Origin of the sequence: Oerskovia paurometabola (genome assembly GCF_016907365.1) — a bacterium.
In the GTDB taxonomy this organism is placed as follows: domain Bacteria; phylum Actinomycetota; class Actinomycetes; order Actinomycetales; family Cellulomonadaceae; genus Oerskovia; species Oerskovia paurometabola.
Window position 1 is genome coordinate 3,954,227 of sequence record NZ_JAFBBV010000001.1, and the last position, 24,886, is coordinate 3,979,112.

Sequence of the window (24,886 nt, forward strand, 5' to 3'; positions counted from 1 at the left end):
GCGGCTGGACTGTGGGCATGTTGACCATCGAGCACCTCGTCAAACGCCATCGCTCCCGTACCGTCCTCGACCACGTCGGCTTCGAGGCCCGACCAGGCCGGGTGACCGCGTTCCTCGGGCCGAACGGCGCCGGCAAGTCGTCCACCCTGCGCATCCTCCTCGGCCTGGACCGGGCCGACGAGGGGCGCGCCCTCGTCGCGGGCCGGCCCTACCGGTCCCTGCGCGACCCGCTGCGCACCCTCGGGTCGATGCTCGACGGCTCCGGGGCGCACCGCTCGCGTACGGCCCGCAACCACCTCTCCTGGGTCGCGCGCAGCAACGGCATTCCCCAGCGGCGGGTCGACCACGTGCTCGAGCAGGTCGGGCTCACGGCGTCGGCACGGACGCGCGTGGGGCGCTACTCCCTGGGGATGGGGCAGCGCCTGGGGCTCGCGTGCGCGCTCCTGGGCGAGCCCGAGGCCCTGGTGCTCGACGAACCCGTCAACGGGCTCGACCCGGAGGGCATCCGCTGGATCCGCGGCCTGCTCCGCGCGCACGCGGACGCGGGCGGCACGGTCCTGCTGTCGAGCCACTTCATGGGCGAGGTGGCCGACATCGCCGACGACCTCGTGATCATCGCGGGCGGGCGGGTCGTCGCGGACGGGACGCTCGACGAGGTGACCCGCCGCTACGACACCCTCGAGGACGCGTTCTTCGCGCTCACGAGCGACGGCCGGGAGACGGTCCGATGAGGGCGTGGAACGTGTTCGTCGCGGAGCTGCAAAAGCTCTCGACGCTCCCGGCGGTGTGGACCGGGGCGGCGGTCGCCCTCCTCGGGGCGGCCGCCCTGACCCTGCTCAACGCGGTCGGTGTCCGCGACGCGCTCGTCGCCGGACGTCCCGAGGACTCGGGCTACGGTTCCGCGTTCGACACCGCGTTCGCGTCGATGCCGATCGGGACCGTGGGGGCGGTCGTGATCGGCGTGGTCGCGATGAGCAGCGAGTTCACCGCGAACAGCCCCGACGCCGGGGGCGGGCGGCAGATCGGCACGACGCTCGTCGCCGTCCCGCGCCGCGTGGGCGTCCTGGTCGCGAAGGCCTCCGCGGTCGTGCTGCTCGTGTTCGCGACCGCGGCGGTGGCGATCCCGGCGAGCGTCGCCCTCGCCGAGGCGATCATCGGCGACGCCGCGACCTCGACGGTCCCGGTCGACGAGGCCGTCCGGCGCTGCCTCGGCGCGGCCCTCTACTGGACGCTCACCGCTCTCCTCACGCTGGCCGTGACGGTCTTCACGCGCAGCGGGGTCGCCCCCCTCCTCGTGCTCGTGGTCAACAGCTCTCTGGTGTCGGTGTCGCTCCTGCTCACGATGCTCACGCCGGTCGCGCACTGGCTCCCGGACATGGCGGGGCGCAGGTTGTTCGGGGACGTCGACACGGTCGCCGGCGGGCTGGCCGCCGGACCCGGCGCGCTCGTCATGACCGGGTGGGCCCTGGCGCTCCTCGTGGTCGCGGGCGCCGTGTTCTCCCGGCGGGACGCGTGAGGGCCGTGGGGCTGCGGTCCGTCGTCGCCGCGGAGCTCGACAAGCTGCGCACGCTGCCCGTCACGGCCCTCGCCGTCGTGGGGACCGTCGTCGTCGGCGCCCTGATCGCCGCGGCGCAGGCGGGCGCGACCGCCGACCAGGACCTGCCCGCCTCGGCAGTCGAGGTCACGCTCCGGACGGTGCCCTTCGTCGTAGCGGGCCTGGTGCTGGTCGGGGTGCTGGCGGTCTCCCAGGAGCACGCCGGTCGCCAGGTCGCCACGACCCTGGCAGCGGTGCCGCGACGAGGTCTGCTCGTCGCGGGCAAGAGCATCGCGGCGACCGCGGTGGTCGCGCTCGCGGCGATCTCGACGCTCGGCGCGTGCGTGGCCGCGGCCACGGTCGCACAGCGCCTGCTCGACGCTCCCGCCTCGTCGGACGGTGCCGGAGCGCTTGCGCTCCTGGGGGCTACGGCCTACCTCGTCCTGATCGGGGTGTTCTCGCACGCCGTGGCGCTGGTCGTGCGTCACCTCGTGCCGGCGCTCGTCGGTGTCCTCGCGCTGATCCTCGTCGTGTCCCCGCTGCTCGCGGGCGCGACCGAGCACGCGCGCTGGTTGCCCGACCGCGCCGCTGCGGCCTGGTTCGACTCCGGTCCGGGCGCGCTCGACGGGCCGACGGCGACGCTCGTCGCGCTCGCCTGGGTGGTGGTGGTCGGCGGCCTGGGCTCGTGGCGGTTCCTCGTGCGCGACGCGTAGGTCCACGCGCGGGTCCCGATTGATAATGAGAGTGGTTCTCATTCTCTGCTACGGTGTGGGAGGTCCGCCGCTCCTGCGTCGGAACCCATCCACCTACCGGAAGGACGGTGGGACCCGCCGGGGTCCCGTGACGCCATGACCAGCACCAGACACCGCAGCCTCGCCCTGGGGATCGCCCTCGCCCTGCCCGCCGCCGTCCTCGCCGGCTGCGCCACGGGCGAGGGCTCCCCCGCCGCGTCCGACGCAGCAGAGCACGACCACGAGCACGGGCACGAGGAGGGTGGCCACGGGACCGAGGCCGCGACCGACACCCCGCGCATCGCCCTGAGCTACGACGGCGGCGTCGTCGTGCTCGACGGCACGAGCCTCGAACAGGTCGCCGACCTGCCCGTCGACGGCTTCACGCGCCTCAACCCCGCGGGCGACGAGCGCCACGTGATCGTCTCCGCGGGCGACGCGTTCCGGGTCCTCGATCTCGGCACGTGGGGCGAGCCGCACGGCAACCACTCGCACTTCTACACGGCCGAGCCGGCCTTCACGACGACCGAGTTCGCCGCGAACCACCCCGGGCACGTGGTCCGCCACGCGGGCCGCACGGTCCTGTTCAACGACGGCTCGGGCCTCGTCGAGTCGTTCGACCCGCACGACCTCGCGGACGGCGACCCGAAGACCACCACGTACACGACGCCGGCCCCGCACCACGGTGTCGCGGTCGAGCTCGAGAACGGTGACCTGCTGGTCACCGACGGCACCGAGGACGCCCGGTCGAGCGTCGTCGTCCTCGACAGCGCGCGCCACGAGATCGCCCGCACCGACGCCTGCCCCGGTGTGCACGGCGAGGCCGTCGCGTCCGACGAGGCCGTGGTCGTCGGCTGCCAGGACGGCGTCGTCGTCTACGCGGGCGGCGTACTGACCAAGATCGCGTCGGCCGACGCGTACGGCCGCATCGGCAACCAGGCCGGCTCGGAGGAGTCACCGGTCGTCCTCGGCGACTACAAGACCGACCCCGACGCCGACCTCGAACGCCCCACCCGCGTCTCGCTCGTCGACACGGTGAGCAAGCAGATCGCCCTGGTCGAGACGGGCGCGAGCTACTCGTTCCGCTCGCTCGGCCGCGGCCCGCACGGTGAGGCCCTGGTCCTCGGGACCGACGGGGCGCTGCGCGTCATCGATCCCGTCACGGGCGCGATCACCCGCACCATCGCCGTGACGGGCGCCTGGACCGAGCCCGACGACTGGCAGGCCCCGCGCCCCACGCTCTTCGTGCTCGACCACACCGCGTACGTGACCGACCCCGCGACCCAGACCGTCCACGCGGTCGACGTCGAGTCGGGCGAGGTCTACGCGAGCACCACGCTCGACGTCGTCCCCAACGAGCTGACGGGCGTCACGGGCCTCCCGGAGTAGGCCCCGCCCTCCCTGCCCGACGGCGCCGCGCGCCCCGGGCGGCCACCTCCCGACGGAGAGGTGGTCGCCCGGGGCGCGCTCCGTCGTCGGGCACGTCAGGGCTCGGTGAGCGCCTCCTCGAGGCGGTCCAGCAGGGCCACCTGACCCGCGACCACCAGGTCGCGCGCCCGCCCGAACGGCACCCACTCCACACGGTCCAGCTCCGGGAACCTCGCCCGGCGCCCCGAGCGCGGCGGCCACTCCATCTCGAACGTGTTGCTCACCGCGGTGCTCACGTCGAAGTCGGCCCGGCGCGCCCAGGCCCGGACCGTCTTGCCCCCTCGCTGCCGGATCTCGCCCAGGTCGACCTCGGGGCCGTCGGGCGGCGACGATCCCAGCTCCTCGGTGAACTCGCGGACCGCTGCGTCGTGCGGGTCCTCGTCCGGGGTGTGCTCACCCTTGGGGATCGTCCACGCGCGCTCGTCCTTGCGCGCCCACAACGGCCCGCCCATGTGGCCGAGCAGCACCTCGACCGCGCCGTCGTCCGCGACCCGGTACAGCAGGAGCCCCGCGCTCGTGACCACGGCTCAGTACACCGCCGGGCGCGCCTGGAGCTCGGCGAGCACCGCCGGGTCCTGCAGGTTCATCCAGGCGATGACGTCCTGGTACGTCGCACAGATGGTCTCCGGCTTGGCGCACGTCTCGAGCATGAACTCCTTCGCGGCAGGGTTGAACGCGTTGCCGCTCCACTGGTTGAAGTGGTTCGCCACGAGCACCGGCGCCCGGTTGCCGATGAAGGCCGCCTCGTACATGTGGCGGTACGTCTCCAGGACGGCGGCGTGGATCTCCGGGGCCCGCTCGGGCTGGTTCTTCGCCTTGTTGAACTTGTACCAGAAGTTGTAGTCCATGGCCATGACGCTCCCGAGCGCCGGGGAGCTCGTCGTCTGCATGCGGAACTCCCACACGCCGTACTCCTGCTTGGGCCACGCGATGCCGCTGCCCGGGATCGACGAGTCGTAGGTCAGCCCGTGCGCGGCCCACGCCGGGGCGATCTGGTCCCAGTTCCCCTCGAGGCACGGCGTCCGGCCACCCTTGACCTCGGACGCCGGGATCGCGAGCGGCGGCGTGCCTTGCAGGCCGTCGATCTCCTGCCAGCCGTTCCAGAACCCGAAGAACTGGTCGAGCTCGCTGTTCCAGTCGGCCGTCGACCACGACGCCCCGCCCGGCGGGTTGTCCGCGCAGAAGTGGCCGTTGTAGTGCGTCCCGATCTCGTGCCCCTCCATCCACGCCGCGTTGAGGTCGCCCACGAGCGTCGTCACGGTCGCCGCGTCTCCCCCGAAGCTCACCGACGCCTTGCCCGGCGAGTGCCCGGGACCCGTGTAGGCGTCGCGGTGCTCGTCCGTGAGCAGGTAGATGCCCGTGAGGAACCCCGTGAACCGCGCGTTCACCTGCGCCGCGGCCTCGCGGAACTCGGTCCAGCGGTCGTGCCACCCCGCGCCGTCGAACGAGAAGATGACGAACTGCGGCGGGTTCTCGCCCGGCGCGAGACGCGTCATGGGCACGTTCGACGCGGCACGCGTCGGGGTGGTGGGCGTGGGGGTTGGTGTCGGGGTCGGGGTCGGTGTGGGGCTGGGCGTGGGCGTGGGCCGTTCCGACGGCGAGGCGCCCGCGGTGGGGCGCTCCGGCGTCGGGCCCGGGTCCTGCGAGGGCGACCCCGTGCAGCCCGCGGCGACCACCAGAGCGGCCGCCGCGGTCGCGACGAGGACCGCCCTGCGACGCAGGCCCCCGACAGGACGAGCAGACCTCTCAGACACGGGCAGTCCTTCCGCGCGCGGGCAGTGCCCCCACGCTAGGGGATGCGGGGTCAGAGTGCCCGGGCGGCGGGGTCGTCGTGCGGGTGAGGCCGCTCAGGGCTCCGGGACGTCCTCGAAGACGCTGCCCGGGTTGCGCATCAACGCGGCCCGGTCGAGCGGCCACACCTTCGCGACCGCGGTGCCCACCACGTTCTCCATGGGCACGAAACCCTTCCCCGGCTTGTCGGTGTTGTAGCGCGAGTCGCCCGAGTTCTGGCGGTTGTCCCCCAGGACGAACAGGTACCCCTCCGGGACCGTCACGTCGAACGGGATCTCGCTCGGGGCCGAGCCCGGCTTGATGTACGTCTCGTCGATCGGCACACCGTTGACCGAGACCCGACCCTGCGCGTCGCAGCACGTCACGTGGTCGCCCGGCAGGCCGATGACCCGCTTGATGAGGTGCTCGTTCGCGTCCACCGGACGGATGCCGATGAACGTCAGGAACGTCTCCCCCGCCTTGACCAGCCCCGTCGACTCGTTCTGCGGCTGGCTCGCGAGCCAGCCGCCCGGGTCCTTGAAGACCACGACGTCGCCGCGGTGCACGTCGAGGAACCGCGGGACCAGGCGCGAGGCCAGGACCCGGTCGTCCTTGATGAGCGTGTCCTCCATCGACTCGCTCGGGATGACGAACGGCTGGACCAGGAACGTCTTGATGAGGAATGAGATGATCAGCGCCGCGACGACGATGATCCCGACCTCGCGAGCGAACGACCAGCGGCGGCGGGTAGGAGCGGGGGCCTTGTCGGCGTCCTGGACGGGGTCGGTCGGGGGCGCCGGATCGGCCGGAGTTGCCGGGGTGGCGGGGTCTGCCGGGGTGGCGGGGTCTGCCGGGGTGGCGGGGTCTGCCGGGGTGGCGGGGTCTGCCGGGGTGGCGAGGTCTGCCGGGGTGGCCCGGCCACCGGAGATCGCCCCGCCCCGCGCGCCCTCGTCAGGGGCCGGCGCGGGACGCGCAGGGAAGACCGAGTCGACGTCGGGGGCTGCGGCGAACGCACCGGACGGTCTCGGCTGGTCGTCTGCGCTGTCTGCGTCGTTCGAGGTCACGGGGACACTCTTCCACCGATGGACCGAACCGGCTGGTTCATCTCGGGCGGACCGGACACGATCAGCCCCGCACTGGTCCTCCCTGATGACCACGCTCCGTAGGACAAGCCATGGAGAAACTACGCATGCAGCCCCGACACCCCGGCACCTTGCACTCCTCTGAATCACTGTCCCGAACCCGGCTCGCACGATACGACATAAGCCAAGGCCCGAGCCAAACGCACCCCACTGTTGCCGAGCCACTCACTTCCCCGAGCCCGCCTACCGCGGACACCTGGCGAGACGTTGCCGCAACGGCCAAGCAGCGCGAAAAAACTGCGGAGTGGACGCAATGAGCGAGACGCGGATTCCAACCAAGAAGTCACGTAACGGACTATCACGTCTTTACGTCGTAGCAAATGCCCGAGGGTGCGACCAGGTGCACACCCCCGAAGCGAACGATGTGCGGTGGTGTAAGTCGCCCTCGCTCCGCCTCACCGCGCACTACTCCGCTTGGGCACGCTAGCACCTGCCCTGCCGACCCGAAGATCAGTGCGCAAAGCCATCATGGATCAGCCTCCCTGAGCGACCCATCGATCGCCCTCGGCAGGACACGACTTTCTCATCGGCAAACCAACAGGCACCTCGCTGCATCACGAACCATCGCCAGCTTCCACCTCTCCTTCTGCGTCCGGCATGGCCGTCGTCTCCGGCGGGCGCCGATCCCCTTCCCTGAAGACACGATGCGACGCCTCGATGCTCTCCCAACGTATGCGCTCAACGAAGGCCGCGCCGGACAATTCATCATCGAGGTCTTGCAGTGCCTTCTCAATCCAACCCAGGTATCTCAGATCATCGCGCTTCATAAACAGACCACGCCTCACCTTAACTTGGATGCTAAATTCGACACGAAGGATACGGCAATCAGAGAACTGTCGACCAACATACAGAGGCAGCAACGAGTAAGGGACGCCAGCGCCAAAGGGTCGCGTGTCAACCGACAACAAGACCGTCATCGCCGGTCCCGATACCTCTAGGCATTGACCCGAGGTGCGCCTAATGGTGCTATTGGCAGGCAGGGTCAGTTCGAATTTGCTATAGAGGCCGCCGGTGGAGCTGTTCGAGTAGATAACAGTCCACCCATCCGGCCCTTCATCTACGGGATCGAATCCTTCTCGATCGGCCGGATCCCTTGAAAAGAGCTCAAGAAACCGGTTCTTTAAGAGAATGTCAGGAAGATCGTCGCGCTCATACTGTTCTAGCCGACCTCGCGCAAACTCAGCGCGATTAAAGTATCCACTGAGACTAAGGCTTAGTTCATCAAGGAGTATGTACTCCATCAACTCCTGCAGCAGACGCGCACTCTGAGGTCGCGCAGACGGTTTGTGGAAGTCCCAATCATGGAAGGTGGGTGTCGACTCCCACTGGCGCCGCAGGGCAGGGTTCTCCGCGAACGCAGAATTCAGGTATTCAACAGCTTTCTCACTCAGCTTATATCCAGGAACCTCGATAATCGTGCACGAGTCGCGCTCGCTAACATAGAACCCTTCAATCTCCAGGTCGTGCTCGATCGGCCTCAGTCGACTGCGAACTACATAAACCACCGGCAGCAGTCCTACAATCGCGCCCAGCGTGGCAGCCGCCCACGAAGGGAGTGCCGTCAATATCGCACCTGACACCATATTGACCCCGAGAGACACGGCCAACGCAAGAAGAATTACTTCGATGAGCGACGATCGCACTCCGGGCAGATCAGACACAAGGCGGGGCGCATTTCTATTCATTTCGACTCCTGAGCAACCTCGGGCCGGAGAGGCGGAAAGTCGCCCGCTCGCACAGTCTGCATGGGCAAGAATCTAACGGCCGAGCTCGCCCTACGCAAGAGACGCGCCTAGCGACCCCCTCCCCGCGCCGGTCTCCGAGAGCACTGCATCAACCACTGTGCGAACAACCCCTCGGCTTGAGGCCGAATCGGCCACGAGTTGGCGAACCGCATGCATCGGAAACAGTTCTTGTCTTCGATTAACGTAACACCAATCAAACATTTGTTATACAAATTCTCCGCCGGGAGCCCACAGCCATGCGAGGATGTACATATCCTCGAAAGCGCGGACTGCGCTTGAACCGCACCGCAGGAGTGTCCTGGAAAATTCGCCGAGGCGGCAGTCCAGGCACTCGGCCCTCCTGATAGACGGCCTTTCGTAGGATACTCTCCAACACTCGACGGTCGTCGATTTAAGGGGTCGAGTTGTCGGAGTGGCGCCTTCTGCATGTGGCGGAAATCAACCTCGTTGCGAGGACCCAACGTATGCCATCGGCGGGGCGGCCCTTCGGGCCGGAGTTCGGCTCGTGTGTGATAGCTCAATCCAATACCCGACCTGCCGCCTCGCACGACCACGTCCTGGCGTATCTCGTTGCCGGAAGGCGCTAGACCTCGACATGTTGCGGTCCGTCACTCGCCTCCACCTTGATCACCGCAGGCGCCACACCGCCAAGGGCAACCCGCTTCGTCCCCAACCAGCGTCACAGGCACCCGTGACATCCACCGTTGACCCAGGCGGTACCGGTAGCGAGTTCGACGACGATCGTCAACGCGACGAGGAGCATGGGCTCGCCCGACGAGGGCAAAGTCCTCCGGCATCGCGCGAGGGCACCTGGAACGACGAAGGGCCCCGACCACTGGTCGGGACCCTTCGTGCTTGCGGTAGCGGTGAGATTCGAACTCACGGTGGACTTTCACCCACACACGCTTTCGAGGCGTGCTCCTTAGGCCACTCGGACACGCTACCCAGCCGGGAAGTCCCGGCTGCAGAAGGATACCCGCTCGCGGCGCCTGGACCGAATCGGGCACCCCGCACGCCTGCCGGCACCCGTGGGAGGCCGCCGTCGGACGCCCGGGGCGAGCCCCGCCGTCGGGCACCCGACGCACCCCGAACTCACATCCTCACCTACCCCGTGTCATAGCGATCTCACAGGTTCGGGCGGCTCCATGGAGGAGTTCACTTCCCCGTCACCTGGAGGTCACCCGTGACCCAGCCCCCACAGCTCGCGCTGTACCTCGTCGACCTGGTCGCCGTGCTCGTCCTGACGTTCGGCCTCTACTTCCCGCGCCATCGGCGCCGTGATCTAGTCGTGGCCTACCTGGGCGTGAACGTGGGCGTGCTGGCGGTCGCGGCGACGCTCGCGAGCAGCACGGTCGGCGCGGGCCTGGGCCTGGGCCTCTTCGGCGTCCTGTCGATCATCCGGCTGCGGTCGACCGAGCTGAGCCAGCACGAGGTCGCGTACTACTTCGCGGCCCTCGCACTGGGCCTCCTGGGTGGCCTCGGCGCGACCGCGGGCTGGCTCGGCGTCGCGGGCAGCGCCCTGATCCTCGTGGTCATGGCGGTCGCGGACCACCCGCGGCTGCTGCGGCGCCACCGCAGCCAGGTCGTCCTGCTCGACCGCGCCTTCCCCGACGAGGCCGGCCTCGTGGCCTACCTCGAGCAGCTCCTGGGGGCGCACGTGCACTCGGCGTCGGTCCAGCGCCTCGACCTCGTGAACGACACGACCCTGGTCGACGTCCGTTTCGAGGTCGCCCCGGGCGGCGGCGTCGCGGCGAGCAGCGCGACCGACGTCGCCGCGGCCCTCACCGCCCCGGCCGGGCCCGCCGCCCGGGTGTCGGCATGACCACGCTCCTGCCCGACGGCGCCGCGCCCGACACCCTCGTCGCGCCTCTCGCGGGGTTCTGCCCCGTGTCGCTCGACGAGCTCGTCGCCTCGGCGTCGCTCCAGACCCGGATCGACCGCAAGTACGTCCTGCGCCGTGCGCAGGCACGGGAGGTCCTGGCCGACCTGGCCGAGCGCGAGCCGGGCGTGCGGGTGCTCGACGTCGACGGCCGTCGGGAGTTCTCCTACGAGTCGGTGTACTTCGACACCCCGGACCTGACGAGCTTCCACCTGGCCGCGCACCGCCGTCGGCGGCGGTTCAAGGTCCGCACCCGGACCTACCTGGACTCGGGCGAGGCGTGGCTCGAGGTCAAGACGCGGGCCGCGCGCGGCTCGACCGTCAAGGACCGCGTGGCGCACGACCTCGCGGGCCGCTGCGAGCTGGGCGAGGGCCGGGGCTTCGTGTCGGCGACGCTCGACGGCGCAGCGATCCCCGAGGGGGCCGAACTGCCGCTCGCGGCGGGGCTCGTGACCAGGTACCGGCGCTCGACGCTGCTCCTTCCCGGGACGAGACCCGGTGCGCCTGCGGCCCGCGCGACGCTCGACACGGGCCTGACGTGGCTGCTCGACGAGGGCACGCCCGCGGGCCGCGTCGCGGCGGTCCCCGACCTCGTGGTCGTCGAGACCAAGACCGGGTCGACGCCGTCGTGCCTCGACCACCTGCTCTGGCGCAGCGGCCACCGGCCGCAGCGCATCTCCAAGTACGGCACGGGTCTGGCGGTCCTGCGCCCCGACCTGCCGAGCACCCCGTGGCGACGTGTCGTCCGCCGCTGGGTCGAACCCTCCCTGACCACCACTCCCGACAGGAGCACCTGATGCGACTCCGTAGACCCACCACCGCCACGACCGCAGTCCTGACCGCCACGCTCACGGCCGCCGCGCTCGTCGGCTGCTCGGCGGACACCGGCACGAGCACCACCACGAGCGACGCGGCCTCTGCCACCACGGCCTCGACCGCCGTCGCGGGCCTGACCCCCGAGGAGGCCATGGCCGCGAACGCCGACCCGCACTCCTCGGGGGCCGACGACGAGGACCTCTCGTGGGACGAGTCCGAGGAGGTCGCGGTCACGCTCGACGGCGACTCGGCCCAGGCCGACGGTGACGGCGTGAGCGTGGACGGCTCGACCGTCACGATCACCCAGGCCGGCACCTACCGCGTCACGGGGGACCTGACCGACGGGCGGCTCGTCGTGGCGTCGTCGGGCGACGGCGTGGTGCGGCTCGTTCTCGACGGCGCGAGCATCACCTCCTCGACGACCTCGGCGCTGGTCGTCGAGGACGCCGCGACCGCGGTCGTGGTCCTGGCCGACGGCTCGACGAACCACCTCGAGGCGGCCAAGACGACGGTCGACTCCGACCATGACACCGAGACTGACGGCAGCACCGACGAGCCCGACGCAGCCCTGTTCTCCTCGGCCGACCTCACGATCGGCGGCACCGGTTCCCTCGACGTGGTCAGCGCCGCGACCGACGGGATCGCGAGCAAGGACGGCCTGGTGATCACCGGGGGCGACCTCACGGTCGACGCGGGCGACGACGGCGTCCGCGGCAAGGACTACCTGGTCGTGACCGACGACGCGTCGGTCACCGTGACAGCGGCGGCCGACGGCCTCAAGTCCACGAACTCCGACGACGAGACCATGGGCTACGTCGCGGTCCTCGGCGGGACGCTCGACGTCACGTCGGGCGACGACGGCATCCAGGCCGAGACCGACGCGATCGTCGCGGACGCGACCGTGACGATCGCCGCGGCGGGCGGGCCCGGCACGGAGGTCGCCGAGGACGCCTCGGCCAAGGGCATCAAGGGCGACGTCGGGGTCGTGGTCGGCGGCAGCGCGACCGTGGACGTCGCCGCCGCGGACGACGGCCTGCACTCGAACGGCGCCGTGTCGGTCTCGGGCGGGGACGTCACGCTCGCCTCGGGCGACGACGGCGTCCACGCCGACGGCGACCTCACGATCACGGCCGGCACGCTCACGGTCAGCGAGTCGGTCGAGGGCCTCGAAGGCGCCACGATCACGCTCGCGGGCGGCGACGTCCACATCACCGCGTCCGACGACGGCGTGAACGCCGCGGGCGGGACGAGCACCGACACCACAGGCACCGAGACGGCGCAGGAGGGCCCTGCCCCGCAGGACGGCCAGGCGCCGGGTGACGTCACTCCCCCGGCCGACGGCGAGCGCCCCACCCCGCCCGACGGCACGGTCCCCGGCGACGGCACGGCCGGCGCGCCCCCCGCCATGCCCGACGGCGAGATGCCGTCCGGCGAGATGCCCACCATGCCCGCGGGCGAGATGCCCGACGGCGCAGCCCCCGGTGGGCAGGCCGGCGGTCCGGACGGTGGCGCACCCGGAGGCGAGGCCGCGGGCGACTACTCGCTCACGATCTCGGGCGGGACGCTCGTGGTCGACGCGGGCGGCGACGGCCTGGACAGCAACGGCTCGCTCGAGATCACGGGCGGGACCACCGTGGTCCAGGGGCCGACGAACGCGGGGAACGGTGCGCTCGACGTCAACGGCACGTTCACGATCTCGGGCGGCACGCTGCTCGCCGCGGGCAGCTCGGGCATGGCCGTGGCCCCCGACACCGACTCGTCGCAAGGCTGGGTCGCCGCGAACCTCGACCAGAGCGCCGCAGCCGGGACCGTGGTCCACGTCCTCGCCGAGGACGGCACGCCCCTCGTGTCCTACGAGGTCACCAAGGACACGCAGAACGTCGTCTACTCGTCCTCCGAGATCGAGACGGGCGCCACCTACGTCGTCCAGACCGGTGGCACCCTCGGCACCCCGGACGACGCCGGGCTCTCGTCCGACGGCACCACCGACGGCGCGACGCAGGCGGCGACGGCCGTCGCGGGCGAGTTCGCGGGCGGCGGCACGGGCGGCACGGGCGGCGGCCGCAGGCCCGGCACCGGTGGCTCGACCGGCTCGAGCGACTCCTCGGGCGCGACGACCACGAGCGGCGCGTGACGCCGTCGGGCAGCTGAGGCCTTACGCGCCAGGGGCGCCGCACCCGACGGTGCGGCGCCCCTGGCCGTCCCGGACCGACCCGGGACCTTCACGCAGATCAGGCCGAGCAGGGCCGACCGGCGTCCCACGCACCCCAGACGTCGCTCCCGGGCACCTCGCCACGGGTCCACCACTGGGCCGTGTGGTTCACGCCCGCACGCGAGACGACCGCGCCGCCCGAGTACGTGGCCTCGAGCGAGAACGCCGGGGCGCACTTGACGACCTCGACCACGGGGGCCGTGCCGCACGGACCGATCTTCTGCCACGGGCTGCCCGAGGTCGCGGCCGGGGCCGTGCCACGCGTCCACCACTTGGCCTTGTACTCGGCGCCGTCGTGCGAGACGACGTCACCCGACGTGTAGACGCCCGAGCCGTACCAGGGGGCGGCGCACTGCGCGCCGACCTGCGGGCCGGGGGTCGACGCGCGCAGCGTCGCACCGAGGGTCGAACCGAGCTCGTTCTTGTAGTCGCCCGTGAGGTCCCACCACATGGCGCCGCCGTAGCCCTGGACCGCGAGCCACTCGGCCTTCGCGTTCACGGACGCCTTGTCGTCGTAGCTCCACCACTGGTCGCCGTCGTAGCGCCACGAGGCGCCGATCGTCGGGTCGAAGTACGCCTTGCCGACCGTGCGCAGCTCGGCGTACGTCTTGGTGCCGATGTAGCCCGCGGCAGGCTTCCAGCCCGCGCTGCCGTCCGCGACGCCGTACCAGCCGTGGCCGTAGGCCGCGAGGCCCGCGTTGAGCTGCTGCGGGTCCGCGCCCGCGTTGACGTACATGCCCATGGCGCCGTCGAGGCCCAGGCCCCAGTTCTCGGTGCCGTCCGGGTGCAGGTTGCCCTGGTGGCCCGTCTTGTTGGGGACCCAGCCGCCGTGGAAGTCGTAGCCCTGGACGTTGAGGAAGTCGACGACCGCGAAGAGCCGCGGGTCGAGCCATCCGCCCTGGCCGGCGTTCCAACCACCCGCGGGAGCGAAGCCCGTCAGCAGGTAGTCCTGACCGTTCTGGGCGCCCAGCGCGTCGAGCGAGGTGCGGAACTCCTCCATGAGGAGCAGGAAGTTCTCCTTGTCCTCGGGGCGGGCGTTCGCCGTCTCGCCCCCGGTGACCGGCCACTCCCAGTCGATGTCGATGCCGTCGAAGATGCCGGCCGCAGCTCCCGGGCCCCCCTTGTCGCCGATCTGCGGCAGGTTGCCCCGGATGTAGATGTCGAGACACGAGCTCACGAGCTTCGTCCGCCCCTCGGCCGTGGACGCGGCCTCGGAGAAGTTGTCCGACCAGGTCCAGCCGCCGAGCGACACGAGGATCTTGGTGTCGGGGCTGACGGCCTTGAGCTTGCGGAGCTGGTTGAAGTTGCCCGCGAGCGCCTGGCCCGCCTTGTCGGCCTTGCCGTCCACGGACTGCTTGGCCGGGACGAGGCGCAGGAAGTCGTTCTGCGCGTCGCCCTCTCCGGGCACCTGGTTGATGTCGCACACGAGGTCGGTCGTGACGTTGCCGAACGCGTAGTTGAGGTGGGTCAGGTCCTTGATCGCCCCGGTCGACACGAGGTTCGCGACGTGGAAGTCGCGCGTGATCGGGCCGTCGGCCATGAAGTAGCCGACGCTGCGGTAGCCGTTGATGTCGTCAGGGCCTGCGGACGACGAGGTGGTGGCGGGCTTGGCAGAAGCGACGGACTGGGTCGCGGCGGCCTGGGTTGCCGGTGCCACCACGACGGAAGCGGCGAGCACCGCGGCTGCGGCGATCGCCACCGGCGCGAGCCGGCGTCTGGGTGTGTCTTGCATGTGAGGGCCTCGTTGCTCTCCTCCGGGCACGCCCGGAACTTTGTTCGGACGCCTCGCACAGTAGACCCGAAAGAACCCTTTGCCAAGGGTCTTAACCAATACGAGGGCGTGTTGGGTCGAACGCCCCGATTTGCCCCCTGGACGGGCGTCCTACTCGGTGCTTTTCCCCGGTTTGTCGGGTGTCCGCTCCGGCTCGTCGCGAGCTCCCGTGACGCCTCCCACGCCACCTCCTGCCCGGGACGCCGCACCTCACACCGTTCCTTGTGGAACCCCTCCCGCGGCCGTCGTACGCTCGGATCGTGCCCCCGCAGACCCCCGCGACCCCAGCGACCAGCCCCACGATCGACGACGTCGTCCACCTGCTGCGCGGCAAGCGGCTCACCGCGCTGACGGGCGCGGGCATCTCGACCGACTCCGGCATCCCCGACTACCGCGGGCCCGACTCCCCGCCCCGCAACCCCATGACCTACCAGCAGTTCGTCGGGGACGAGGCGTTCCGCCGCCACTACTGGGCGCGCAACCACGTGGGCTGGCAGCGCGTGCACCGCACGCACCCCAACGCCGGGCACAAGGCCCTGGTCCGGCTCGAGGAGCGCGGCGTCCTCGAAGGGATCATCACGCAGAACGTCGACCTGCTCCACGAGGACGCGGGCTCTCGCAACGTCATCGACCTCCACGGCCGCTACGACCGCGTGATCTGCCTGTCCTGCGCACGCGTCATCTCGCGCGAGCACCTGGCCGACCGGCTCACCGAGCTCAACCCGCACTTCCTCGACAGCATCGGCGACCTCGACGACGTCGAGACCGCACCCGACGCCGACGCCGTGATCGAGTCGACCGCCCACTTCGTGCCCGCCGCGTGCGAGTTCTGCGGCGGCATGCTCAAGCCGGAGATCGTGTACTTCGGCGAGAACGTGCCACGCGAGCGGGTCGAGCGGGCCTACGCCATGGTCGACGCCGCCGACGCGCTGCTCGTCGCCGGCTCGTCGCTGACCGTCCTGAGCGGGCTCCGGTTCGTCAAGCACGCCGTGAAGACCGACAAGCCCGTCGTCATCGTCAACCGCGGCGCGACCCGGGGAGACCCGCTCGCCACGATCAAGCTCGAGGCCGGTGTCTCCGAGACGCTCGAGGAGCTCGCGGACAGGCTCTGAGCGGTGCCGCACGGCCGCCGTGCGGGTGAGGTGCGGCTGCGGTGTGCCGACGAGCGAACCCAGGTCCGGGTCTACCGGGACAAGCCTCGTCCTGACGGCCGTCCCACCTCGATGCCCTCGACGTCGTACGCGAGGCCGTCCGGGGTGCGAACGCGCACGGTCACGAGGTCGCCGGGCTCGATCGCCGCACCACCGTCCTCCGCGTCGAAGTGCCACGTGAAGCCTGCGGCACCGCCGCCACGCAGTCGCGTCCCCCGGTCCTCCGTGCCGGGCTCGACAGCGGGGCCCGGGGTAATCTCCCGGCCGGCACGCACCAGCACGACCTCCGGCGCCTGGACCTCGACGATGCCCTCGCTCGCCGGCACGGTGACGGCCAGCCCCACGCGGACCACCGCAGAGGAGTCCCACCTGACCGACGGTGGGCCGTACGTGGCGCCGTCGGGCCCGAGCACCACGACGTCGTCGCCCACCGTCTGCCCCTCCTCGACCGACACGACCGGGAGCGGCGCCTCGGTCGACACCGGAGCCGGCGCGGTACCGGGCCCCCGGTCCAGCACCAGGCAGACGCCCACGACTCCCAGCGCGGCCACCACGAGGTAGCCGACGAGCCTCGGCCGGACGCGCGCCGAGGGCATCAGCCCGCCCCTGCCGTGTCGTTGTCCCTCGACCGCACCGTCATGTTCGTTCTCTCACTTCCCGTGCCGGGTGACGGGCACGTCCTCGATCGCGGGGAGGTGGGGGATCTCGAAGGTGACCGACTCGGTCTCCGGATCGAGCGCCGAGAGGACGCAGGTCTGCGGGACCTTCTCGACCGTGAGCGTCTTGGGCCGCAGGGAGCACGTCTGAAAGACGCTCTCGCCGATCGATCCTTGCCCGTCCGCGTCGCGATAGCTCAGGAGTCTCTGCCGGGACTCGGGGTCGATGATCGCGAGCCCTTCGAGATACTGCCAGCTTCCCGGCTCGACCGACAGCGAGGACGGGAGCAGATCGACCTCCTCGCCGTCACCCGAGGCGAGCGCAAAGTGCACGACCGTCCTGTCGGGGTACGCCACGACGGAGTACACCTCGGCGACGACGGGGCGGGTCCGGTCGCCCTCCACGGGGACGTCCCCGCTCGTCGTCCCCACCACGGCAGCCGCCTCGGCCGCCGTCAGTGCGCGGGCGATCTCCTGGGCGGAGACCTCCGGCGCGGCATCGGGCGTCTGCGAGGGCCTCCCCGACGGTTCGGCCGTCTCGGGGCCGCCCGAGCACCCGCCCAGCAGCAGAGCAACCAGCAGACCGGCCGGCACGGTCCCGCGGGCCCGGGCGCTCATCGCTTCGCCTCCTGCACCGAGTAGACGATCGTGACGCGCCGGTTCGCCTGCTGCCCCTCGGCCGAGTCGTTGCTCGCGACGGGCTCGGACTCGCCCTTGCCCACCGACTCGAGCGTGACGTCGTCCCCGACCGCCGGCTCGAGCACCGCCAGCACGGACGCGGCCCGCTCCTCGGAGAGCACCCGGTTGTCGGCATCGCTGCCGTCGGAGTCGGTGTGCCCGGTGACGACCACGTTCCCGGTCCCGCGGGCCGCGACGTCCGCAGCGACCTCGGCGAGCCTCGACCGCGCTCCGGGTGACAGCACCGCCGACGCCTTGTCGAAGACCACGTTGGCGTCGAGCGTCACGGCGACCTGCTCGACCGTCTCCTCGGTCTGCGCGACCTCCTCGACGTCGGCGGTTCGCTGGGACAGCCTGAAGGTGCTCGCCTCGACGGGGGCCGCCGCGACCTGGTCGGGACTCGGGAGCCGGGGCCAGCCCTGGCCCAGCAGCACCGCCGGCTCCTCGGCGACCGGGGTCAGGGCCCCTTCCTCCACGGGGACGTCGGCGACGACGTCCCTGCCGATCCGCACGTCCACGGTCGCCGTCCCCTCCGGGAGCTCGGGAAACAGCGCGAACGCCACGGCGAGCTCCCCCGGCTCCGCTGCGAAGTCCCCCGTCGAGGAGGTCAGCGCACGCCCGTCGACGACCAGCGGCCGGTATCCCTGCAGGTCGGCGACGTCGAGCAGCTCGACGGCCGAGGCCATGTTGTAGTCGTAGACCGACGGCTCCTGGAGGTCTGACGGGAACGCGTCCGTCTCGCCGAACCCGATGCCCTGGGTCTTCTCGGTGAGCGAGTAGTACAGCGCCGTCGCGCCGTCCACCCGGTAGGCGCCGTGCACGATCCCCCGGACCACAGGGTCGCCGCCCAGGCCGAAGGACGGGTACGCGAAGGTCCCGTACATCGGGACCTCGACGCCGTCGACGAGCACCGCACCCTGCGTGAGGTCGAGCTCCCCGCCCGCGGCGTCGGCCGCGTCCGTCGAGGCGGCCGCGTCCGTCGAGGCGGCCGCGTCCGTCGAGGCGGCCGCGTCCGTCGAGGCGGCCGCCGAGACCTGCCCTCCGGCGATCAACGAGACGGCCACCACCGTGACCAGCCTCTCGTGACGAACAGCTCTCATGGCGGCGCCTCCCCTGACTCGTCGAGCCTCGTGCTCTCTCCAGCTGCACGGGGATCACCTGCTGCTCGAAGACCCCGGCGGCCACCGTGGCGCCGCCGGGGCAGGGAGCTCGTACGGCCTCGGTGATCACCGCGACCGCGAGCATAAGAGCGGGCGCCGGACGACGAAGCACCGTGTCACGGAGTAGTCCGTTCGCACGCCCTGGCTGCGCCGCACTCACGCCCCGAGACGGATCGCCACGATCCCCGCGACGGCGCAGATCGTCGCCGTGACGCGCCGCACGCTCAACGGTTCGCGGAACACGAGGTAGCCGATCGCACCGGCGGCGAGGACGCCTGTCTCACGCAGCGCCGAGACGACCGCGAGCGGCGCGATCGACTGCGCCCAGACGACGATCGTGTAGGCCGCGAGCGAGAGGACGCCACCGAGCGCACCCATCGGGGCGTGCGCGCGCAGTCCCCGGGCGAACTCGCGCTTGTCCCTGGCCAGCACCAGGCAGACGACGGGGATCGAGACCCCCTGGAGCAGGAACAGCCACGCCGCATAGCTGAGCGGCTCCCCCGAGAGGCGTACCCCGACGCCGTCGAGCACCGAGTACGCCGTGATGGTGACGCCGACCACGACCGAGATGAGCGTGCCCGTCGTGCTCGCGCGCCCCTTCGGCGCCCAGGCCAGCGTGAGCAGCGCCAGCGCGACCACCGCGACCCCGCCGAGCTGCGCCGCCGTCATCCGCTCCCCGAGGAACAGCGTCGAGACGAGGGTGACGCCGAGCACGGCGATTCCGCGGGTGAGGGGGTACGCGCTACCGAAGTCCGACGTCGCGTACGCCGCCGTGAGCAGCAGCAGGTAGAGCGTCTGGACGGCGGCCGACACCAGCAGGTAGGGCCACGCGGACGACTCGGGGAGCGGCAGGACCAGGCAGCCGATCCCTCCGACGACGAGGTACACGAGCGCGATCAAGGTCGAGGAGACCAGTCGGGCGGGGATGGCCTTGGCGATCGCGTTCCAGGTGCCGTGCAGCAGCGCGGCCCCGAGGACCACGAGGACGACGGACCCGGTCACCCTGCCGACCCCGGCGTGTCTTCACCGGCAGCGTCGGCGACGCGCCGCGCGCGGATCAGGACGGCCTGCTCGGGCCGGAGCGCGGGCATGACCACGCCGACCGTGGCGAGGACCGCCCCGCTCAGCGTGACCGCCCCGCCCGCCCACCACGGCGCCGGGTCGGCACCGTCGGGGAGGCCGCCGACGAGAACGGGCTCGACGCGGTAGGTCCCGCCACGCTCGAGCCCGGGGAGCCGGACACGTCCTGGGCTCGCCACCGCGGCACGCGTGAGGGACACGTACGCGTACACCGCCTCCGACCCGTCCGGGGCCACGACGCCGTGGAGGGTGAGCGAGGTGTCCGGGTGGTCGAGGCGCACGACCTCACCACCGTGCAGCAGCGCACGGTGCTCCTTGTAGAAGGCGATCCACCCGGCGAGCTCGGCACGTTCCGCGGCGCTCGCCGCTCGCAGGTCCCACTCCACGCCGAGATGCCCGAACAGGGCGGTGATCGCGCGGAACGACAGGGACTGGACCCTCCCGGTCGTGTGCGAGGCGCCCGACGCGACGTGCGCCCCGATCATCTCGGGCGGCACGAGCTGACCCGTCCACCGGTTGATCTGCTGGCGCTCGAGGGGGTCGTTGTCGTCGGACGCCCAGACGCGGTCGGTGCGTTCGAGGACACCGAGGTCGACCCGGCCGCCCCCCGAGGAGCACGACTCGATCTCGAGACCCGGGTAGCGCGACCTCAGCTCATCGACGAGCCGGTAGAAGGCGAGCGTCTGCTCGTGCACGCCAGGGCGGCCGTCGGGTCCCGATCCCGCGTCGACCAGGTCGCGGTTGTGGTCCCACTTGATGTACGCGATGTCGTACTCGTCGAGGATCGCGCACATGGCGTCACGGACGTGGGCGTAGCACTCGGGGATCCCGAGGTCGAGGACCTGCTGGTGGCGTGACTCGACGGGCAGGCGTCCGCCCGTCGCCATGATCCACTCCGGGTGTGCGCGTGCGAGCTCGGAGTCGACGTTGATCATCTCGGGCTCGAACCACAGCCCGAACTGCAGGCCCAGTCCTCGCACGTGATCGACGAGCGGGTGCAGCCCCTCGGGCCAGACGTCCGGCGAGACGAACCAGTCGCCCAGACCGGCACGGTCGTTGCGCCGGCCTCCGAACCAGCCGTCGTCGAGCACGAATCGCTCGACGCCGAGCTCTGCCGCACGATCGGCGAGGTCTCGCAGGGTGTCGACGTCGTGGTCGAAGTAGACGGCCTCCCACACGTTGAGCGTGACGGGGCGGGGCGTGCGAGGGTGCTGCGGGCGGGCGCGCAGGTGCCGGTGCATGCGCCGCGCGGCGTCGTCCAGGCCGGCTCCGTAGATGCCGTAGACCCACGGGCTCGTGTACCGCTCCCCCCGGGCGAGGCGCACCTCTCCGGGCAGCAGCAGCTCGCCGCCACCGATCAGCTGTTCGCCGCTCAGGACCCGCTCGACCTGGTGGACGTGGTTGCCGGACCACCCGGTGTGCACCCCCCAGACCTCACCGTGACCGAAGCCGAACCCGGGCGTGCCGACCGAGAGCACGGTCGCCGCGTCGAGCCCGGTACGACCGCGTCGACCTTCTCGACGATGGGTCCCGACCGTCACCGTGCTGCGTTGCGGTGCACGTTCGCCGCCCCACCGACCGGCCAGGTCGAGGATCTCGCTCGCCACGGGCGGGGTGGGCATGCTGAGCAGGACCTGGTCGAGCTGGTAGGGGCTGTCCCCCGTGTTCTCGACCTCGGCGCGCAGGCGCGCGACCCCCGCGACCGACAGCTCGACGGTGAGGGTCAGTCTCAGCTCGGCGGCGTCGTCGACGGCGTTCACGACGAGCGCACCACTCCCCTGCTCGACGAGACGAGGAGCCGTCGGTGCGAGCAGCTCGCGCCCGTCGAGCAGCGCGGACGTTGTGCGCCAGAGCGGCGACCAGGCCGTGCCCGCCCGGGACCCGCTGACTCCTGGGGTGCCCATCCAACCGCGCGCGTGCTCCGGCAGGATCGCGATCCGCACCGGGACGTCGACCTCGCTCGCACCGACGGGCAGGACCGCGGTCCGCCGCAGCGCGTCGAAGCCTTCTTCGTCGAGCGGCCCGGGGTCTGCACCCCAGTGCACGATCGAGGGCAGGGCGCCGTCTGCGAGGTCCAGCGCGAGCATGACTCCACCGGAGCGCAGGATCAGGCCGAGGAGTGGTTGCTGGGTGGTCATCGGGGACCTTTCCGTGGGTGGGTGGTGCGGTCGGCGCCCGTCTCGATACCGCACGGGACGGAGCGAGCGGGATCCGCTAGTGTTTGCGTCATCATGAGGCCCTCATCGAACACACCGTCCGGAGCCGACTCTCCTGCCCGGCCCCGCGCCTCGATCAACGACGTCGCGAAGCATGCCGGTGTCTCCGCGCAGACCGTCTCGCGCGTCGCGAACGGACAGACGAACGTCAGACCGGCGACCCGTGAACGGGTGCAGGCGTCGATGCGGGCCCTCGGATACCGGCCCAACAGCGCGGCACGCAACCTGAAGTCGGGCCGGTTCCGCAGCATCGGGTTCGTCACCTTCAACCTCGCCACGCTCGGCACCGAGCGCACGCTCAACGCCATCGCCGAGGCCTCCGAGGCCGCCGGGTACACGACCACGCTGCTGCCGGTCAAGGATCCGACGCAGATCGACGTCGCGGGCGCCTTCAGCCGGCTCGAGGAGCAGGCCGTCGACGGCATCATCCTCGTGATGTCGGCCAAGATCGACTCGCTCGACGAGCTCAAGCTCACGGCCGGCCTGCCCCTGGTGATCGTCGACTCCGACGCCAACCTTCCCTACACGATCGTCGACACCGACCAGGAGCAGGGCGCCCAGATCGCGCTGCAGCACCTGCTCGACCTCGGGCACCGCGACATCGTGCACATCTCCGGCCCCTCGACCTCCTTCTCGGCCAAGCGCCGAGCCGCGGCCTACCGCCAGATCATGTTCGACGCCGGGCTCCCCGCCCACCCGGTCCTCGTCGGTGACTGGACGGCGAGCTCGGGGCTCGCGCTCACGCGCGAGCTCCTCGCCTCCGCGCAGCCACCGACCGCGGTGTTCGCCGCCAACGACCAGATGGCGCTCGGCGCGATGCACGCGATCCACGAGCACGGCTGGAGCGTTCCTGCCGACGTCAGCGTGGTCGGCTTCGACGACACCGACGACGCGGCATCGTACTGGCCGGCGCTCACCACCGTGCACCAGAACTTCGACGCCGTGGGCCGGCAGGCGACGAGGCTCCTGCTCTCGATCATCGACGGCGAACCGAGCGAGACGCAGAAGATCCTGATCCCGACCCGGCTCGTCGTCCGCGAGAGCACCGGCCCCGTGCGCCGCGCCTAGCACCGAGAGGGTCATGCCTCGGTCGGTCCCAGCTCGGGACGCGCGACGAACTGCGCGGTGGCCGACGCGGCACCGATCGTCTCGAAGACCAGCACCTCGTTCTCCCCGGCCCTGGTCACGGGCGCAGGCACGTACGAGGTGCGCTGCGGACCCCGGCTCCAGTAGCGGCCCAGGTTGACGCCGTTCACCCACAGGACGCCCTTTCCCCAACCTCGCAGGTCGAGGTGGAGGTCGGCGGCCTCGTCCAGCACGAACGAACCGCGGGCGAACGCGGGTCCGCAGACCGCCGGGCTCGGCGCGCCGACGACGACGTCCCCTCCGTCGTCGGCGCGGGACAGCGCGTCCCGGATCGGCTCGAGATCCTCGAGATGCACGCCCCCTGCGACCCAGGTGGTGATCTCCACGCCGTCGAGGGTGACCGGACCGATCAGGCCCTTCGCCTCGCCGAGCCGTGGCCCGTAGTTCACGCCGCCGAGATTCTCGACGAGGACGGTGAGCTCGCCGCTGGCACGGCTCGGCAGAGGCAGCATCCGCTCGTGGAGCTCACGGTCGAGCGTCCCGACGAGCGCGCCGTCGAGGAAGACCTGGGCACGGTCCCGCACCTCGGAGAACGTGAGGAGCCCCCCGTGCTCGACCGTCGTCGAGTAGCAGGTGAAGCCCCGGGTCGAGCCGAGCTCGGTCGCGTCGGGAAGGTGGTCGAAGGGCTGCGCGTCGATCACCGGGACCGACCGCAGCGGCACGCTCTGGTCGAAGCGGACACCGAGCACCGGAGCATCACGCCGGACCTCGGGACGCTCCTCGGGCACGGGCGCGTACCTCGCGATCACCTCGCGAAGACGCCAGTACTTCTCGGTCGGGGTGCCGTCCTCGGCGAGCGGCGCGTCGTAGTCGTACGAGGTCACGATGGGCCGATAGGTGCCCTTGTCGTTGGCGCCGTTCGTGAACCCGAAGTTCGTGCCGCCGTGGAACATGTAGACGTTCACGGAGGCCCCCGCCGCGAGCATCTCGTCGAGCTCGCGTGCCGACTCCTCGGCGGACGACGTGTGGTGGATCTCGCCCCAGCTGTCGAACCAACCGCACCAGAACTCCGAGCACATCAACGGCCCCGTCGGCTGGTGCCGGCGCAGGGTGGCGAGCCGCTCGGTCGCCCGCGAACCGAACGAGGCGGTCCGGTGCAGCTCGTCGAGGCTGCCGTTGGCGAGCATCTCGTCGCTCGGCTGGTCGACCGTGGTCAGCGGCACGTCGATCCCGAGGTCGCGGGTCATCGACGTCAGACGCCGCAGGTACTCCCGGTCGGCGCCGTACGCGCCGTACTCGTTCTCGATCTGCACGAGGACGACAGGTCCGCCGTGCTGGATCTGTCGCGGCCGGACGATCGCGTAGACCTCTTCGAGGTACTCGGCGATGGCCTCGAGGTACGCCGGATCGCTCGAACGCAGCGTGATCGTCGGGTCGGCGACGAGCCACCCGGGGAGCCCGCCGTCGTGCCACTCGGCGCAGATGTACGGCCCCGGACGCACGATGGCGCGCATGCCCTCGGCGTGCACGAGGTCGAGGAAGCGGCCCAGGTCCAGCAGGCCGTCGGTCCGGAACTCGCCCCGTACCGGCGCGTGCTCGTTCCACGGCACGTACGTCTCGATCGTGTTGAGTCCCATGAGACGCGCCTTGCGGATCCGGTCGCTCCACTGGTCCTGGTGCACGCGGAAGTAGTGCAGGGCACCCGAGAGGATCCGGAAGGGCGCGGCGTCGAGAAGGAAGTCGGTCTCGCCGACGGCGAAGCTGGGCATGCATCGTCCTGTAGGTCGTGGGATGGTCCGCGGGGCGGCCACCGTGACGGCGGCTGCCCCGC

Annotated in this window: 20 protein-coding genes and 1 tRNA gene; 9 read left to right on the plus strand and 12 right to left on the minus strand. The window is 71.1% G+C overall.

Going from position 1 to position 24,886, the window contains the following annotated elements:
- Window positions 1–17 precede the first annotated feature (17 nt).
- The 4 genes from JOD48_RS17635 (at window position 18) to aztD (ending at window position 3,654) form a co-directional block, all read left to right on the plus strand.
- Window positions 18–731, plus strand: coding sequence for an ABC transporter ATP-binding protein (locus tag JOD48_RS17635; protein WP_204809939.1), 714 nt, complete (start codon window positions 18–20; stop codon window positions 729–731).
- Window positions 728–1,516 (plus strand): ABC transporter permease, encoded by a 789-nt coding sequence (locus tag JOD48_RS17640; RefSeq protein WP_204809940.1) that lies wholly within the window; start codon window positions 728–730, stop codon window positions 1,514–1,516. Before JOD48_RS17635 ends, JOD48_RS17640 begins: the two co-directional genes overlap by 4 nt.
- A gap of 5 nt (window positions 1,517–1,521) precedes the next feature.
- Complete coding sequence (locus tag JOD48_RS17645; RefSeq protein ID WP_204809941.1) at window positions 1,522–2,247, plus strand: hypothetical protein; 726 nt, start codon at window positions 1,522–1,524, stop codon at window positions 2,245–2,247.
- Between the two features lie 135 nt (window positions 2,248–2,382).
- Window positions 2,383–3,654, plus strand: coding sequence for a zinc metallochaperone AztD (gene aztD, locus JOD48_RS17650; protein ID WP_204809942.1), 1,272 nt, complete (start codon window positions 2,383–2,385; stop codon window positions 3,652–3,654).
- Between the two features lie 95 nt (window positions 3,655–3,749).
- Here aztD and JOD48_RS17655 read toward each other — a convergent pair whose 3' ends face one another.
- From JOD48_RS17655 to JOD48_RS17675, 5 genes are all read right to left on the minus strand, one after another.
- Window positions 3,750–4,217 (minus strand): NUDIX hydrolase, encoded by a 468-nt coding sequence (locus tag JOD48_RS17655; RefSeq protein ID WP_307824241.1) that lies wholly within the window; start codon window positions 4,215–4,217, stop codon window positions 3,750–3,752.
- A gap of 3 nt (window positions 4,218–4,220) precedes the next feature.
- Window positions 4,221–5,447 carry a polysaccharide deacetylase family protein gene (locus tag JOD48_RS17660; protein ID WP_204809943.1) on the minus strand — a complete coding sequence of 409 codons (1,227 nt, stop codon included), beginning with the start codon at window positions 5,445–5,447 and terminating at the stop codon, window positions 4,221–4,223.
- Between the two features lie 93 nt (window positions 5,448–5,540).
- Window positions 5,541–6,527, minus strand: coding sequence for a signal peptidase I (lepB, locus tag JOD48_RS20260; RefSeq protein ID WP_307824242.1), 987 nt, complete (start codon window positions 6,525–6,527; stop codon window positions 5,541–5,543).
- 632 nt (window positions 6,528–7,159) lie between these two features.
- Complete coding sequence (locus JOD48_RS17670) at window positions 7,160–8,266, minus strand: PTS sugar transporter subunit IIC (protein ID WP_204809944.1); 1,107 nt, start codon at window positions 8,264–8,266, stop codon at window positions 7,160–7,162.
- A 942-nt stretch (window positions 8,267–9,208) separates the two neighbouring features.
- Window positions 9,209–9,295 (minus strand) — tRNA-Ser (locus tag JOD48_RS17675).
- A 238-nt stretch (window positions 9,296–9,533) separates the two neighbouring features.
- On the opposite strand from JOD48_RS17675, the gene JOD48_RS17680 reads away from it, so the two are divergent.
- The 3 genes from JOD48_RS17680 to JOD48_RS17690 are packed head-to-tail and all read left to right on the plus strand — an operon-like array spanning window position 9,534 to window position 13,179.
- Complete coding sequence (locus tag JOD48_RS17680) at window positions 9,534–10,172, plus strand: DUF4956 domain-containing protein (RefSeq protein ID WP_204809945.1); 639 nt, start codon at window positions 9,534–9,536, stop codon at window positions 10,170–10,172.
- Window positions 10,169–11,026 (plus strand): polyphosphate polymerase domain-containing protein, encoded by an 858-nt coding sequence (locus JOD48_RS17685; RefSeq protein WP_204809946.1) that lies wholly within the window; start codon window positions 10,169–10,171, stop codon window positions 11,024–11,026. The genes JOD48_RS17680 and JOD48_RS17685 overlap by 4 nt, the downstream gene beginning before the upstream one ends.
- The gene (locus JOD48_RS17690; RefSeq protein WP_204809947.1) at window positions 11,026–13,179 is read left to right on the plus strand and encodes a carbohydrate-binding domain-containing protein; all 2,154 of its coding nucleotides are present in this window, start codon (window positions 11,026–11,028) and stop codon (window positions 13,177–13,179) included. The genes JOD48_RS17685 and JOD48_RS17690 overlap by 1 nt, the downstream gene beginning before the upstream one ends.
- Before the next feature lie 97 nt (window positions 13,180–13,276).
- Here the strand turns inward: JOD48_RS17690 and JOD48_RS17695 are convergent, their stop codons facing one another.
- Window positions 13,277–14,989 carry a glycosyl hydrolase family 18 protein gene (locus JOD48_RS17695; RefSeq protein WP_191789691.1) on the minus strand — a complete coding sequence of 571 codons (1,713 nt, stop codon included), beginning with the start codon at window positions 14,987–14,989 and terminating at the stop codon, window positions 13,277–13,279.
- Window positions 14,990–15,288: 299 nt separating this feature from the next.
- On the opposite strand from JOD48_RS17695, the gene JOD48_RS17700 reads away from it, so the two are divergent.
- On the plus strand, window positions 15,289–16,140 hold the full coding sequence (locus tag JOD48_RS17700; protein WP_307824243.1) for an NAD-dependent protein deacetylase: 852 nt from the start codon (window positions 15,289–15,291) through the stop codon (window positions 16,138–16,140).
- 71 nt (window positions 16,141–16,211) lie between these two features.
- Here the strand turns inward: JOD48_RS17700 and JOD48_RS17705 are convergent, their stop codons facing one another.
- The 5 genes from JOD48_RS17705 to JOD48_RS17725 all read right to left on the minus strand — a co-directional run bounded on the left by JOD48_RS17705 (window position 16,212) and on the right by JOD48_RS17725 (window position 21,891).
- Window positions 16,212–16,775: a hypothetical protein gene (locus JOD48_RS17705; protein ID WP_204809948.1), complete on the minus strand. Its 564-nt coding sequence runs from the start codon at window positions 16,773–16,775 to the stop codon at window positions 16,212–16,214.
- 54 nt (window positions 16,776–16,829) lie between these two features.
- Entirely contained in the window at window positions 16,830–17,453 is a 624-nt protein-coding gene (locus JOD48_RS17710) for a hypothetical protein (protein ID WP_204809949.1), read from the minus strand.
- The gene (locus tag JOD48_RS17715) at window positions 17,450–18,613 is read right to left on the minus strand and encodes an OmpA family protein (RefSeq protein ID WP_204809950.1); all 1,164 of its coding nucleotides are present in this window, start codon (window positions 18,611–18,613) and stop codon (window positions 17,450–17,452) included. The genes JOD48_RS17710 and JOD48_RS17715 overlap by 4 nt, the downstream gene beginning before the upstream one ends.
- A gap of 216 nt (window positions 18,614–18,829) precedes the next feature.
- A complete protein-coding gene (locus JOD48_RS17720) occupies window positions 18,830–19,675 on the minus strand; it encodes an EamA family transporter (RefSeq protein WP_307824244.1) in 846 nt (281 codons plus the stop codon).
- Entirely contained in the window at window positions 19,672–21,891 is a 2,220-nt protein-coding gene (locus JOD48_RS17725) for an alpha-galactosidase (RefSeq protein WP_204809951.1), read from the minus strand. Before JOD48_RS17725 ends, JOD48_RS17720 begins: the two co-directional genes overlap by 4 nt.
- A gap of 93 nt (window positions 21,892–21,984) precedes the next feature.
- Between JOD48_RS17725 and JOD48_RS17730 the strand changes: the two genes are divergently transcribed.
- A complete protein-coding gene (locus JOD48_RS17730) occupies window positions 21,985–23,037 on the plus strand; it encodes a LacI family DNA-binding transcriptional regulator (protein WP_204809952.1) in 1,053 nt (350 codons plus the stop codon).
- A gap of 11 nt (window positions 23,038–23,048) precedes the next feature.
- On the opposite strand, the gene JOD48_RS17735 is transcribed toward JOD48_RS17730, so the two are convergent.
- Window positions 23,049–24,824, minus strand: coding sequence for a glycoside hydrolase family 35 protein (locus tag JOD48_RS17735; RefSeq protein ID WP_204809953.1), 1,776 nt, complete (start codon window positions 24,822–24,824; stop codon window positions 23,049–23,051).
- Window positions 24,825–24,886: the final 62 nt, after the last annotated feature.

Excerpts from the sequence above, each read along its gene's own strand:
- JOD48_RS17635 (WP_204809939.1), top strand. The coding sequence starts at position 18 with ATGTTGACCATCGAGCACCTCGTCAAACGCCATCGCTCCCGTACCGTC.
- JOD48_RS17640 (WP_204809940.1), top strand. The coding sequence starts at position 728 with ATGAGGGCGTGGAACGTGTTCGTCGCGGAGCTGCAAAAGCTCTCGACG.
- aztD (WP_204809942.1), top strand. The coding sequence starts at position 2,383 with ATGACCAGCACCAGACACCGCAGCCTCGCCCTGGGGATCGCCCTCGCC.
- JOD48_RS17685 (WP_204809946.1), top strand. The coding sequence starts at position 10,169 with ATGACCACGCTCCTGCCCGACGGCGCCGCGCCCGACACCCTCGTCGCG.
- JOD48_RS17690 (WP_204809947.1), top strand. The coding sequence starts at position 11,026 with ATGCGACTCCGTAGACCCACCACCGCCACGACCGCAGTCCTGACCGCC.
- JOD48_RS17695 (WP_191789691.1), bottom strand. The coding sequence starts at position 14,989 with ATGCAAGACACACCCAGACGCCGGCTCGCGCCGGTGGCGATCGCCGCA.
- JOD48_RS17705 (WP_204809948.1), bottom strand. The coding sequence starts at position 16,775 with ATGCCCTCGGCGCGCGTCCGGCCGAGGCTCGTCGGCTACCTCGTGGTG.
- JOD48_RS17710 (WP_204809949.1), bottom strand. The coding sequence starts at position 17,453 with ATGAGCGCCCGGGCCCGCGGGACCGTGCCGGCCGGTCTGCTGGTTGCT.
- JOD48_RS17715 (WP_204809950.1), bottom strand. The coding sequence starts at position 18,613 with ATGAGAGCTGTTCGTCACGAGAGGCTGGTCACGGTGGTGGCCGTCTCG.
- JOD48_RS17725 (WP_204809951.1), bottom strand. The coding sequence starts at position 21,891 with ATGACCACCCAGCAACCACTCCTCGGCCTGATCCTGCGCTCCGGTGGA.
- JOD48_RS17730 (WP_204809952.1), top strand. The coding sequence starts at position 21,985 with ATGAGGCCCTCATCGAACACACCGTCCGGAGCCGACTCTCCTGCCCGG.
- JOD48_RS17735 (WP_204809953.1), bottom strand. The coding sequence starts at position 24,824 with ATGCCCAGCTTCGCCGTCGGCGAGACCGACTTCCTTCTCGACGCCGCG.